The 13873-nt window shown below is 40.1% G+C and carries 12 protein-coding genes and 1 riboswitch; of the genes, 1 reads left to right on the forward strand and 11 read right to left on the reverse strand.

The genetic code is table 11. The annotated features are described in order from the left end of the window. Positions 1-65: 65 nt before the first annotated feature. The 7 genes from D7D50_RS09695 to D7D50_RS09725 all read right to left on the reverse strand — a co-directional run bounded on the left by D7D50_RS09695 (position 66) and on the right by D7D50_RS09725 (position 7387). Positions 66-1541: a PTS galactitol transporter subunit IIC gene (locus D7D50_RS09695; protein WP_120702198.1), complete on the reverse strand. Its 1476-nt coding sequence runs from the start codon at positions 1539-1541 to the stop codon at positions 66-68. 96 nt (positions 1542-1637) lie between these two features. Beyond that, a complete protein-coding gene (locus D7D50_RS09700; protein WP_006148587.1) occupies positions 1638-1943 on the reverse strand; it encodes a PTS sugar transporter subunit IIB in 306 nt (101 codons plus the stop codon). Positions 1944-1982: 39 nt separating this feature from the next. Then, positions 1983-2459, reverse strand: coding sequence for a PTS sugar transporter subunit IIA (locus D7D50_RS09705; protein ID WP_048689142.1), 477 nt, complete (start codon positions 2457-2459; stop codon positions 1983-1985). Positions 2460-2667: 208 nt separating this feature from the next. Beyond that, positions 2668-3414: a DeoR/GlpR family DNA-binding transcription regulator gene (locus D7D50_RS09710; RefSeq protein ID WP_120702200.1), complete on the reverse strand. Its 747-nt coding sequence runs from the start codon at positions 3412-3414 to the stop codon at positions 2668-2670. Between the two features lie 324 nt (positions 3415-3738). Continuing rightward, a complete protein-coding gene (locus tag D7D50_RS09715; protein ID WP_023022644.1) occupies positions 3739-5313 on the reverse strand; it encodes a degradosome RNA helicase CshA in 1575 nt (524 codons plus the stop codon). Between the two features lie 699 nt (positions 5314-6012). After that, on the reverse strand, positions 6013-6921 hold the full coding sequence (locus D7D50_RS09720) for a magnesium transporter CorA family protein (RefSeq protein WP_117745012.1): 909 nt from the start codon (positions 6919-6921) through the stop codon (positions 6013-6015). A gap of 85 nt (positions 6922-7006) precedes the next feature. Then, a complete protein-coding gene (locus tag D7D50_RS09725; protein WP_006596927.1) occupies positions 7007-7387 on the reverse strand; it encodes a PH domain-containing protein in 381 nt (126 codons plus the stop codon). 101 nt (positions 7388-7488) lie between these two features. Next, a riboswitch (TPP riboswitch) is annotated at positions 7489-7613 on the forward strand. A gap of 81 nt (positions 7614-7694) precedes the next feature. Here D7D50_RS09725 and thiT point away from each other — a divergent pair. Further along, entirely contained in the window at positions 7695-8270 is a 576-nt protein-coding gene (thiT, locus tag D7D50_RS09730) for an energy-coupled thiamine transporter ThiT (protein ID WP_120702202.1), read from the forward strand. A 472-nt stretch (positions 8271-8742) separates the two neighbouring features. Here thiT and D7D50_RS09735 read toward each other — a convergent pair whose 3' ends face one another. From D7D50_RS09735 to D7D50_RS09750, 4 genes are all read right to left on the reverse strand, one after another. Continuing rightward, positions 8743-10287 (reverse strand): peptide chain release factor 3, encoded by a 1545-nt coding sequence (locus tag D7D50_RS09735; protein ID WP_023022638.1) that lies wholly within the window; start codon positions 10285-10287, stop codon positions 8743-8745. A gap of 202 nt (positions 10288-10489) precedes the next feature. Further along, positions 10490-12415, reverse strand: coding sequence for a DUF2207 domain-containing protein (locus D7D50_RS09740; RefSeq protein WP_120702204.1), 1926 nt, complete (start codon positions 12413-12415; stop codon positions 10490-10492). Between the two features lie 60 nt (positions 12416-12475). After that, the gene (locus D7D50_RS09745) at positions 12476-13156 is read right to left on the reverse strand and encodes a YwaF family protein (protein ID WP_048715573.1); all 681 of its coding nucleotides are present in this window, start codon (positions 13154-13156) and stop codon (positions 12476-12478) included. A gap of 12 nt (positions 13157-13168) precedes the next feature. After that, complete coding sequence (locus D7D50_RS09750) at positions 13169-13858, reverse strand: YwaF family protein (RefSeq protein ID WP_120702206.1); 690 nt, start codon at positions 13856-13858, stop codon at positions 13169-13171. Positions 13859-13873 lie beyond the last annotated feature (15 nt).

The following is a 13873-nucleotide window of genomic DNA, read 5'->3' on the forward strand; positions in this document are numbered from 1 at the left end:
GGCTACCCCTCCATGTCTGGAAAATTGATACCCTAGTTTTATCAAGTTACATATTTAGGAGCGGATTATTTTGCATTTGCTGCGTATGCTTCGTTACGTTTGATCATTTGTTTTCTGTACCATGCAAAGATTCCAACGTAGAATGCTAAGAAGGCAACAACACCAATAATCAATTTAATATCACCAGTTGTTGCATTACCGATTGTCCAACCAAGCAATTTTTCAACAGGTCCTTCAAGAGTTGAGTGAGTGATCAATTGAGCTTTGTCAACTCCTTCTGGAAAGGCTTTTACACTTTTCGCCAATTCAGTAGCGAATGGTGCGATAAGAGTACCTGAAAGAAGGAAGAGTGGCAACAAGAGTGTTCCAAACACGATCATACGGATCAATTTACCACGTGTTACAACCAAGAGAGCTGGAGTCACACCCATAGCGATGATCCCTGCAAGTGGCAAGATACCATTTCCGACTTTAGAAAGAAGCACTGCTTCGATCAACATGATTGGTGCAAGTACGTTTGCACAAGCCCAGATTTCTGCACGACCAGCGATAAATGGCCAGTCCAAACCGATATTGAATTTACGTCCTTGAAGACGTTTAGTAGCAACGTTTGTAATACCTTGTGACAATGGTTCTACCGCTGCGATGAACCAAGAACCGATCAATGAGAACAATTCCAAGCAGACACCGGCAGTCAAACCAAGGCTGATCCAACCTTTAATAACAAGTTCCCATGAAGATGCATCTTCAACTCCAGCAACTGGATGTGGAGTTCCCATGATACCGATAATGATCCCAAGAAGGAAACCGATGAAGAATTTAGATCCCCAGAAACCAATTTTCTTGTTCAATTTAGCTGCGTCAAAGTCGTATTTGTCAAGACCTGGGAAGAATTTGTCAAAGATTTTATCCAAAACCATGATGATTGGGTTCATCATGTAGTTCATGTGAGTTGAAGTCATAGGTGATGAACTTGGTGCATTCAACAAATCGTCAAATGTTGGTTTCATCAAGTCTGAGTTGATGATTTTCATAATCCCTACAAGAACAACTGCAAGAGTGGCAACTAAGAGAGAAACTCCTGCGCTAACTCCATTTTTATCCGCATACCATTTAATCAAAAGACCTGTGATAGACAAGTGCCAGATATCAAAGATATCGACATCAAGTGTATCTGTTTTCTTCATTGCAAGCATGACAATGTTGACAACCAACATAACTAGCAAGAAGTAAAGTGTCCAGGCAGACCCCCAAGTGATGGTCGCAAGTGGTGCCCAACCAACGTCTGTGATATTCAATTGAATACCAGTGTTCTCAACGAATTTTGCAAGAGACGCTGAGAAAGCTCCATTCAACATACCGATGATTGCACCGATACCTGTAAGGGCGATGGCAAGTTTAATACCACCTTCAAGCGCTTTGGAGAATTTCACTCCAAACAAAAGTGCCAATAGAGTTAGGACGATCAACATGATGATCGGTGCACCCATATCTAGAATGGGTTTGAAAAACTTATTGGCAAAATCGATAATGCCATTCATAATAAATCCTCCCGATTTATATTTTTATATTTTACAAAAATATGAATGTCAGCAATTCCAGGCATAGGAACCGCTTACAAAATACAGATAAACGAATTAGCTTAAACCGTGTTCTTTGATGGCTGCTTCGATATTGTCATATACCGGAGCGCTCATAGCTGGAATACGGAATAAGATTGGACCAGCTTCAACTACTGGAATACCAGGATCAAAGCCTAAATCTGTTGCAGCGATTGGTGTAAAGATATCATAACCTTTAATCAAATCTTCATTCACATCTTTTACCATTACCGCATCACATTGTACATCATATCCACGGTTTGAAAGCTCTTCTTCTAGAGCGCTTTTGATTTGGTGGCTTGAGTTAACCCCTGCACCACAGGCAGCTAAAATTTTAATCATTTGAATGACCTCCATTATAAATATTTTTAATTTTTACTATTAAGCAATCGCTTCTGTGATATAGCGATATAAGTCTTCTTCAGTTTCCAATTTCGACATGTTTTCAAGATTTCCATTTGTCGTAAAGAAATCCATCAAATGCGCCAAAATGTTTGTTTGGCTGGAACTAGAATTGTTAATGATGAAGAATAAAAGAGAAACTTCTACTTCTTTATCAGGTGCGATCATATTGTGGAAGGTTACCGGATTTTTCAATCGAACAACTACAATATTCTCTGTTAGGTTATGGATGATATCCGTATGAGGAATCGCTACATTCGGAAGATCCTTTCCTAGAAATTCCATATCCAAGCCAGTAGGGAACGATTTCTCTCTCTCTTTTAATGCAGCTCGATAAGAATCTGTCACAATCTGACGTTCTTCCAATAAAGTTGCAACCTGGTCAAACAATTCTTCTTGATTCGCAACATCTAGGCAAAAGACTAATTCCCGATTAAACAGTTGATTTAATCCCATCTTTTCACCCCTTCCACTTTTAAAATATCTTTTAATTACATGATAAGTATATCACTATATGAATGCGCTGTCAATTACAATATGTAATTTTTTGTTCTTTTTTGTTTATTTTTTATAGATTTATTTATAACCCCTCCCCTATTAAAGGATATAAAAAAGACCAGAATCTGCTTGAATCCTGGCCGTTTAGCTGTTTCTTTTCTAATTTTTACAAAATTTTTGTATAAGAATTGTATTTTTCTCGCACCTTATTAGAGATAGAATGATCGGTAATCACCGCATCTAAATCATCTAGACGGTAAAAAGCATAGAAAGAATAGCTGTCAAACTTACTGTTATCTGCTACTACATACTTTTCAATAGCATTGTTGAGAATGATTTTATTACCATTTCCTTCTTCTTCGTTTGCTGTCATTGCTGTATGACCATCAATCCCATTTACCCCGATAAAGGCTTTCGAAACTTTTATTTCCTTTAAGAGCTTATTGGCAAACTGTCCTACAAAGGTCTGCGTCTTGACCCTATAGCGTCCGCCAACTAAAATGATGTCACAATTAGGTTGGTCTTTTAATTTTTCAAAAATAGGCAAGGAATTGGTGACAATACTAACATGTTTCCCATCAAGATAATCGCCAATAAAATCTGTAGTAGTCCCTGCTCCAATAAAAATTGTATCGCCTTCATCAATCAAAGCCGCACATTTTTGAGCAATCTCCCTTTTCTCTTCCACGTTCAACATGTTCTTTTCTGTATGGGAAACTTCTGTCAGACTATCTTTGATTTTTCGATGGGCCCCTCCATGAACACGAACCAATAGGTCTTGCTCCTCTAAGTCTATCAAATCGCGTCGAATTGTCATATCAGTAACACCTAAGAGATCGCTTAGGTCCTTAACAGAGACCACTTCATTTTTATCCAACTCTTGTAAGATTGCTACATGTCTACTCTCTTTCATATGATGTCCTACTTTCCTGATTATGCTTTCATTATACTATAAAAGTGAACAATTTCAATAAGAAACAAACATTTCACTCTAATTTTTCTATATTAACCACTTATTTTGTTGATCGTTTTTGTGTAATGATCATTTTTTTGTTCTTTTTTTAAAAAAAAGTAGATTTTTTTAGCAAACCTGTTGACAGAGCTAAATAAAAGTTGTATTCTTAATATGTTAACAGAATTGATAGCGCTGTCACAAGATGATAGCAAACGTTTTGTTTACGAATTTCGGTCTCCTTATAAATATACAAGGGTAAACATGTGTTTACCCTTGTGTTTTTTATTTATCCCCTTTGTTCCGAATCACAAAGCCTGTTTTCTTCTCACTTGAAGTATTGCGAGGTTTTTTATGATCCTTGCGGTAACGCTTCTCTTTATCAAAGCGATCCTTTGAGCGTCCACCTTTACGATATTCATCACGACGTCCATTGCCACGGCGTTCACGGTCTCGACGGTCGTCTCCACGACGGCCACCGCGACCAGACTTGCCTTTTCCGCCAAATCCACCACCAGACGGTTTAAACGGCAGTGGTTTTTCACGCGCAATTTCAACTTCTGGAAGACTATCTGGATCCTGAACTGTTAAGCTAAGGATATACATAGCCAATTCTTCAGGACTGAATTCTGAGGCCAATTGACGAGCATCCTTGCCAAACTTCTCAAAGTTGCTACGAATCTCCTCATTAGCAAAATCACGTTCAATTTTCTTAAGAGCGACCTGCTTCTTAGCTTGAAAGGCTTCTTCTGCACTTGCTGGCTTGAGACCTTTCATGCGTTTTTTAGTCAAGTTCTCAATGATTTGGAGATAACCCATTTCATTAGGTGAAACGAAGGTAATTGACTGACCTGACTTACCTGCACGCCCTGTACGACCAATCCGGTGAACATAACTCTCAGGGTCTTGAGGAATATCATAGTTGTAGACATGGGTCACGCCTGAGATATCCAAACCACGAGCAGCAACGTCTGTTGCAACAAGGACATCGAGGTTGCCATTTTTAAAATCACGAAGGACACGAAGGCGTTTATTTTGGTCCAAATCTCCATGAATCCCTTCTGCACGGAAACCACGGATCTTCAATCCACGAGTTAACTCGTCTACACGGCGTTTGGTACGACCAAAAACGATTGACAATTCAGGTTGATCAACATCCATCAGACGTGTCATGGTGTCAAATTTTTCTTGTTCCTTAACACGGATATAGTACTGGTCTACCAGTTCTGTTGTTAATTCTTTGGCAGCAATCTTGACATGCTCAGGTTCTTTCATGAATTGAACACCGATCCGTTTGATGGCATCAGGCATGGTTGCTGAAAAGAGTAGAGTCTGACGATTTTCTGGGACACGTGAGATGATTGCTTCGATATCTTCCAGGAATCCCATATTAAGCATTTCGTCTGCTTCATCAAGGATGAGAGTTTCAATATCTTGTAATTTCAAGGCCTTGCGTTTGATCAAGTCTAGAAGACGACCTGGTGTTCCTACAACGATGTGAGCCCCTGATTTAAGCGCCTTGATTTGTTTTTCAATACTTGAACCACCGTATACTGAACGGACTTTCACACCCTTACTACGACCAAAGCGGAAGAGTTCTTCCTGGCTTTGAACAGCCAGTTCACGAGTTGGGGCGATGACCAAAGCTTGGATAGTTGCTTCTTCTGTACGAATTTTTTCAAGGGTAGGCAAGCCAAAGGCTGCTGTTTTCCCTGTACCAGTCTGTGCTTGACCGATTACATCTTTCCCTTCAAGAGCCAAAGGAATGGTTTGCTCTTGGATAGGACTTGCTTCTACAAATCCTGCTTTTTCAATTTCTGCTAACAAATCAGCAGAAAGATTAAATTCATTAAATTTCACGTTATTCTTCTTTCTAAAGATGGTGCGAAGCCATCCTATAGCACTTAGTTTATACTTTTCTTGTCATGACGTACTTTCATAACTTTTATGAAAGATCGTGTTGCTTCTTTTCCACGAAAGAAAAGTACTGCTTTCTTTGCAACCTATCTAGTATACCACAGACCTGGGTTAAAAGATAGTAAAACGAAACAAGTTAAAAGCTTTTTATTGTCTAACCCCTTTCAAAAAAAGTTTTTTTCATGTTTCATTAGTATAACCCTTTTTTATTTCTTTTTAAATTTACAATAATATAAAAGGATGCGAAATCTCTTCTTCGCTTTGAATCCTATCACAAAAACAGCGTTATAATAGGCTTTCTAAAAGTTTTTTCTCACAAAAAATCCACTTTTATTTTGGGATTGTTTTCTTGATTTTTAAAATAAAAGTATGTATAATGAATTTAGTATTTAGGATATTTCAGAATGATTAAAATGCTTCATTCATTTAACTGATTCAACGATTCAATCCAATTATAAATTGTTTATAATCCACTCAGTACTTTTAAATCTACTCCTACTATTTCCAAGAAGATTATGTACAGTCGATCACTTGTATCAAAACTGCCTCTTCTTCTTAGGGGAGGCAGAGTTAAAAATGAAGAATTTTCTGAAATAGCCAAGATACGAAAGAGGTAAGGAATTTCTTCCCTACCTCTCTTTTTTATCGTTTATGGGCAATCCAGCGCAAAATACGAGACAAGATGATCCAGAGTACAAAGCTTGCTATGGAGATATACAGCCATGCATTAGGATCGTCAGTAAACGGCAATGGAACGTTCATTCCAAAGAAACCAGTGACAACTGCTAAGACTGCTAACAGAGCTTCCAAGATAGTCAAAGTTGTCAAATTGTCATTCAGGTTGTTGTTTAGGATGTTATTGTAGGAGCTAGACAACTGTTGCAAGACTTGACAGTTCAACTCCGTCATATAGACCAACTGTCTGGCCTCGATCATGGCATCATCAAACTGTTCTTTTTCGACATCATCAAATTGGCGGTAGATTAGGTGAGCCTTGATATGTTCCAAGAGCATGCGATTTTGCTTGGCAGCGGATGCCAGATAGACCATACCTGTTTCCACGTCAGAAAGAGCATACAGGTTCTTACTAGTTGTTGTTTTTCGTAAGAGACGAGTGATTTCATCCTTGTGCTTATCTAGACGCTCAATAATCGGATAATAAGCATTACTAATCATCTCAAGCCCTGCAAATAAAAGCTTAAAGGTCGATAAACTCTCGTGATTATCGACATAGCGTTCCATTTGTGCAATAATATAGGCGTTGTCTCGGTTACTAATAGTCACAAGACGTGGTCCCTGGACAATGAAGGTCATCGGAATGGTTTCATAATATTCCTTTTCCTTTTCCATGTCCAAGACATTATAGATAAAAGTCACGGTCCCATTCTCACGGTTGTAATCCATGTGGGCACGTTCGTTTTTATCCAATGCATATTCAATGGTTTCTTGATCAATACCATACTTTTGGTACAACTGGGAGGTTTCCGCAATCAAGTCAGAATCAATATTAATCCAACTCCGGCCATCTCCTAACTTTTTTTCAACGAACATTTTGCTCCCTCTTTACCTTATCTGCCAGTGCTCCTATCCGATTGTCCTAAATCGCTAGATGAAGACTGTTTAAATTTATTTTTTATCAACGCAATACAGCTGCTGCCAAGGCCTGCTGGATTTCGATGACACTATTGTCGCTCTTAAATTGAAGTGTTTCTGATGGTTCTACAGCTGATGAAACCCAAATTTTTAATTCAGCATCCAAATCAAAATGACCAGATGTTTCTACTGAAAAACGCGAAATAGAACGATAAGGAAGGGATTTATAAGATGTTTTCTTCCCTGTCATTCCTTGCTTGTCCACCAAAATCAGACGGTACTCAGTAAAGACAATCAAGTCACGAATCAAACTAAAAGCCAGAGTTACCTGCTCACCTGGAACCAGGATATCCCCTAAATCTTTTTCAACCTTATCGACGTCTTTTTGAGAAGCATTGCCCATCAAACCTGCAAAAATACCCATGATTATTTCCTCCACAATTTGTGCATTTTCTATCTTAATAACTATACCATATTTTTTGCGAGTTAAAAAGTTGCGGGAACGTTTTTTAGATAGTATAATGAAAGAGTCACAAGAGGAGCAGCAGCTGAGATTGGTTAGATGGAATACCAAAAGTGTTCGTTACTGACCTAAACTCTTACCACCTGATCAGGTTAAGACCTGCGTAGGGATGTGTCTCAAAACAGAATGAAATAGAGAACTTCTATGACGTCGTTTTGGTGTGGCAACAAATGAGCCAATCAAAACGATTGGTATAGGAGGTTTTTTTATGTCGAAAACTACAGTTCGACCAATGATTGAGGTTGCTCTTTTAGCGACCATAGCTTATATTTTGGATTTGGTTACTCAACCGATGTCCTTAGGTCCTTGGATTTCTCTATCTTTTAAGATGGTTCCCATCTTTCTCCTCAGTTTCCGCTGGGGTGTGAAGGCTGGTGCCGTGGGAGGCTTCATCTGGGGTTTGTTACAAGTCGTAACAGGGGAAGCAGCTGGTGGTTGGTTGACTCCAATCCAAGGTTTCTTAGAGTACTTTGTAGCCTTTAGTCTGATTGGACTGAGTGGAGCTGTCAAACCTGCTCTTGACAAGGCTATCCGAGAAAAGAAACGACTACAGACGCTTACTTATATCACAGTCGGAGTCATCTTGGGTGGTTTTGCACGCTACACAATTCACTACATTGCTGGTGTCATCTTCTGGGGAAGCTATGCTCCAGCTGGCCAAAGTGCCTACCTGTACTCTCTGATTGTGAATAGCTCGTCCTTCTTAGGCGAGACCATTGCCAGCCTCATTGTCTTCTTTATCTTACAAGAATTTTTGGGAAGACTCCTCATTACAGAACAATAAAAAGCCAGCTCACTTGAGCTGGTTTTTTATTAAAGAAAAAATATTCTTAGAAACTTTCCTTAAGTGAGTACGGACGTCAGCGAACTTCTACGAAGTTCCATGACTTAGTTTTGAACCCCTTCGCTCTTTAATTTCTGGGCTCAGGCTAAAACAGTTTCCCAAACTGTTTTACTTTCAAAACTCCCGAGTGCTTGAAACAACATTGTTTCAAGCATTTTTCTCACAGCGGAAAGTTTCAGTACTGGCTTTAATGACTATAAAAATATGGAATTATTTTTATTTATTGAAAAATCACTTGATTTTTTATGTAAAATGGAAGTTTGTCTTCATCCCAAAACCAGCTCAAGTGAGCTGGTTTTTCAATTTATATATTTTATTCGCCAAAAGTAGTTAGTAAGGCAGTTAGCTAGTTCGCAAAATAGCGACTAGCGTTCAACAATTAGGAACTTTAGTTCCAATTGTTGGTACTGAGTTACATCTTTTCCTCTAGTTCAACATCTGGGTACTTGTCTGCAAACCAACGGAGGGCAAAGTCATTTTCAAAGAGGAAGACAGGTTGGTCAAAGCGGTCTTTGGCCAAGATGTTGCGGCTTGAAGACATGCGTTCATCTAGATCCTCAGGTTTGATCCAGCGAACCGTCTTTTTACCCATTGGGCTCATCACCACTTCGGCATTGTATTCATTTTCCATCCGGTGCTTAAAGACTTCAAACTGGAGCTGCCCGACAGCACCCAACATGTATTCACCCGTTTGGTAGTTGGTATAGAGCTGGATAGCTCCTTCTTGCACCAATTGCTCGATTCCCTTATGGAAGGACTTTTGCTTCATGACATTCTTGGCAGATACCTTCATGAAGATTTCAGGAGTAAAGGTTGGCAGTGGTTCAAATTCAAACTTATTCTTCCCAACTGTTAGCGTATCCCCGACCTGATACGTACCGGTATCGTAGACCCCGATGATGTCTCCTGCTACGGCATTGGTGACATTCTCACGGCTTTCCGCCATAAACTGGGTGACATTAGATAGCTTAGCACTCTTACCAGTACGAGGCAGATTGACACTCATCCCCCGCTCAAATTCACCAGACACGATCCGCACAAAGGCAATCCGGTCACGGTGACGAGGGTCCATATTGGCTTGGATTTTAAAGACAAATCCTGAGAAATCCTTGTCATAAGGATCGACAATTTCTCCATCTGTCTTCTTGTGGCCGTGTGGCTCTGGAGCAAACTTGAGGAATGTTTCCAAGAAAGTCTGCACACCAAAGTTGGTAAGAGCGGAACCAAAGAAGACAGGAGTTAATTCACCTGCAAGGATAGCTTCTTCTGAAAATTCATTTCCTGCTTCATTCAAAAGCTCAATATCATCTTTTACTTGTTCGTAGAATGGGTTGCTAGCAAATAGTTTATCGCCATCCTCTAGGCTGGCAAAACGTTCATCCCCTTTATAGAGTTCCAAGCGTTGGTTATAGAGGTCATAGAGTCCCTCAAAGGCTTTCCCCATCCCGATTGGCCAGTTCATTGGGTAACTAGCGATGCCCAATACTTCTTCCAATTCTTGTAAGAGATCTAGTGGTTCACGACCGTCACGGTCCAGTTTATTCATAAAAGTGAAGACTGGAATCCCACGGTGTTTGACAACCTCAAACAATTTCTTAGTTTGGGCCTCAATACCCTTGGCAGAGTCCACTACCATGACCGCAGCATCCACCGCCATCAGGGTCCGGTAAGTATCTTCTGAGAAGTCCTCGTGCCCTGGAGTGTCTAGGATATTTACTCGTTTGCCGTCGTAGTCAAACTGCATCACAGATGAAGTTACCGAAATCCCACGTTGTTTCTCGATATCCATCCAGTCAGATTTTGCAAAAGTCCCTGTTTTCTTTCCTTTTACGGTACCTGCTTCCCGAATCTCTCCCCCAAAGTAGAGCAACTGCTCAGTAATGGTTGTCTTCCCCGCGTCCGGGTGGGAGATAATGGCAAAGGTACGGCGTTTTTTAATTTCGTCAGTGATTGTCATTCTTTCATCCTCAGTTATTTTTTAAAAGCATATTTTTTAGTAAGTAGGATCCTTCTACATTGGTTCTCTCCTTTTACCTTAACTAACCTATTATAGCGGAAATAGAGCCTTTTTTCAATCATCAGTGTATTTATAAATTAAAAATCCTGAGGGAGAACTACAATGGTTCTACATCCCAGACTTCATTCAATCACAAGTGCTATTAGAAGGCTCCAAACCCTCCACCACCACCGCCATCAGAAAATCCACCGCCGTCAAAGCCACCACTGCCATCTGAGGAGTTAATAGAGAAGCTTGAAACACTGTAGGAATCAGCTGCATAGCTCATTAAGGTAGAGCCATCTAAATAGGTATTTGGAGAAGAAGTTAGCCAAAGAACAGTGTCCCAGTCTTCATATGGCACGGAAATCTGATGACTTTGGAGTACCTGACTCACTTTTTTAGCTTGGCCATACAAGGTCGCATAGACTAAGATACGATTCCATAGGACAACACTCTCAAGTTCTGCTTGGTTGAAATTTGGAATACTTTCAATCATATTTCGAAAGGCCATCCATTCAAATTGTGAATCCAAGTTCTCTAAGGATTGTAGATGATCTTCACGAAGTTTCATAACAATATAAAATGGAATGAATAACAAAATCAAACATAAAATAGTCCAAAAATAGAATGAAGATAGGTATGAACCAAATCCAAAAGATAAGAAACACATGCTCACAAACAAGATCAGTAAGATCCAAAAATGTAAGGCACAGCCTGTTTTTGAAAAAGCTTCTTCTTTTTCAGATAAGTCTCTAAAATAAGAGGGCAAACCTAATTTCGTAATTTCCTTTTCAACACCTTTTGACAATTGCTGGGCATCCCTTTTTAAAAGTGATTGAATGTCACTTCCGACCTTTCGAATACGATCTCTTTGTGTGTCTGTTTTAGCAGCTCGAAAATCCTTTTTTAGGGCTGCTTGATTAATTTTATATTTCGAGAACACCTCACTGATCCTGATTTCAGTTTCTTGATCAAAGATCATTTCAATAAACTTCAATTCAAAATCAGCCAAGCCTTCATGGTGAAGACAGGTCAAGGTCCCTCCACTTTCATCTCTCGTCAAACGAAGATTTCCTCGATCGATGAGATCTAACATGGTTGCCTGGATGAGATGATTAAATTTTAGTTGACCTTTCTCTCTATATATGACCATCTGTTCAAAATCAAGTTGATACAAGGCCTTGGCTAGGACAAAGGGTGGCAAATTCTGTGGAGGTTCGTATAATCGTACTCCCTTTGCAATCCGACGAGTTCTGGTACTGATCATATAGCGGACCCATGGAATGAAAGCTAGAACAAATAAAAGAATTGCTACAATTGGAATGACTCTGAGAAACAGTGTCTTGTAGATGACTGTTTTTTGTTGAATGGATTTTTCTTTTTTAAGAAATTTATCCTTTCCCTTTTCCTTTTTAATCTCATTAGATTGGCCTCGACGTAGAGCTTCTGTCGTGGGCCAGTATGCGTGGAGCTCCAATTTTCCATTCTTTGGGAAGTTCCATAACTGAATGTGATAGCCAGTCTCAGTCCGTTCAATCTGGGCTGGTGGATTAAAATAACCGGTATGAGCATACAACTCTCCCTGCTTGGCATTCAAGCCATCCACATAAAAATCTAATTTTGCTACGTCCTCATCCCCATCTGAAATAGGGAACCAATTGAGCTCGGCGATATCGGAATACAGTTCTAGAATATGATCAATCTTCCATACAACCTTGATGGTAACTTTGCCACCAACGATTCTTGAATTGTAGATTTTTAATAAACGTCCATTTCCGAGATCCGATTCTTCTACACGGATCTCTCGTTTTTCACCATCCACATAGGCTTCAACTTGAGGATTTTCATGGATTTTGAATCCTTTGGGAAGGGGATCTACACTCCCTAAAGTTACATACTGCCCATTGTAGCCTGTTGAAAAAACATAGCTAATCTCTTGTGTGAATGTCGCCTGGTTATCTTCCTGCAAGTGGAGGTGTCCCACATAGGACTCAATCGAATAACGAACTTCATCATCTGCCTGAGCCGGACTAACCGTACAAAATAAGCCACACAAGATAGCAAGGGCTAATAAAAACCTCTTCATTTCAAACTCCTATTAACTAAAAGAAGGCTGAGACTGATTGTCCCACCCTCCTTTTTCTTTTTATCGAACAACTCTTTCTCTAGCAAGTCTACGACTGAAAAATACATTAAAGAGAAGCAAGGCTGCTGCTAAGATACTGGAGACCACGACGTAATTCACCAAGAGGCTGTCCCCTTTGATAATCGGTGGCCGGGCCATGAGTCCATAATTCCCTCCAGTGACTTGGTTGACGCCGACTAGAAACAGGTCTAGGACAAAGGTATAAAGAACAATCTCTCGATTTTTTAAGAGGCTCGAATCATAGCATCTCAAGAGATAAATCAAGGAATTGACCAAGAGACAGTAATGCCCGAGGAGGAAAGAAAAGCTCGTAATATGAGGGAAGGTATAGGGATCAAAGACTGGATAGCCCAAGGCAAAGATCGCCCCACTGACTCCCATCAAGGCAAAGAACTGCTTGCTCTTCCATCGGTCTGGTAACAGCAAGACAGCAAACATGGCCAAACGGCAATGGTACAAGGGTAAACTATTAGACCAGGGAAGTTGAAAAGCAAAATACCAGATATAGAGACAGATCAATTGAAATATTTGTAAGTTTCGAAAGATCTTCCGAAATTGTTCATTTTGATAGTAACGTAATGAAGCCCAAACTGCCATTAGGATTAAAAGAACCATGACCCCATACCAGAGGAGCGGGATAACAGGTGGTGCAGTGGATTCAGTTGTAAAAAAATGATGCATAGGATCTCCTTATTAAACGGATTCAGATGTTCTTTTTCTTTTCTTACTGGACTTAAAGATTGAATTGATCAGGATAAGGGTCCCTGTCATTAGGATGGTCACGATCAAATAGTTGAGCACAAGTCCATGATCACCAAGTACAGGAGGACGACGCATAAAGCCATAATTTCCACCTGTTACAAGATTCGCAAGCTGAATAATAGCATTAACCCCAAAAGTCATCTGACAAATTTTCCAGGCATCCCTTGCTTCCACCTGGTAGGATTGAACCAGATAGATCAAGCAATTGGCCAAGAGGGCCCAGTGACCAAAGACATTGTTGATCGAGGATACGTGAGGAAAAGGATAGGGATAAAAGACGGGATGGACCAAGGCCATGATAGAGCCAAAGACTCCTACCAAGGCAAAATATTGCTTGAAGCTTCCCCTAGGAGCCAAGAGAATGATCCACATGGCCATCCTGCTATGATAGAAGGGCAGGCTCTCCGAAACAGGCAAGCGTGCTGCAATATACCAAGCATTGATAATGAGCAACTGGATCAACTGCCCCCAATACCAAAAGTTTTGATAGCCTCTGGAAGAAGCAAATCGAATAGACAGAAGCCCCACCACTACCAATGAGGTCGGCAACAAGAAATACCAAGCCCCCAATTGAGGGGGAGCCGTTGGTTGACTGGTGAAAAATAAATCCCAAAGTGTCATGATTTCCTAACCTCA

Source organism: Streptococcus koreensis, assembly GCF_003627135.1.
GTDB classification, from domain to species: Bacteria; Bacillota; Bacilli; order Lactobacillales; family Streptococcaceae; genus Streptococcus; species Streptococcus ilei.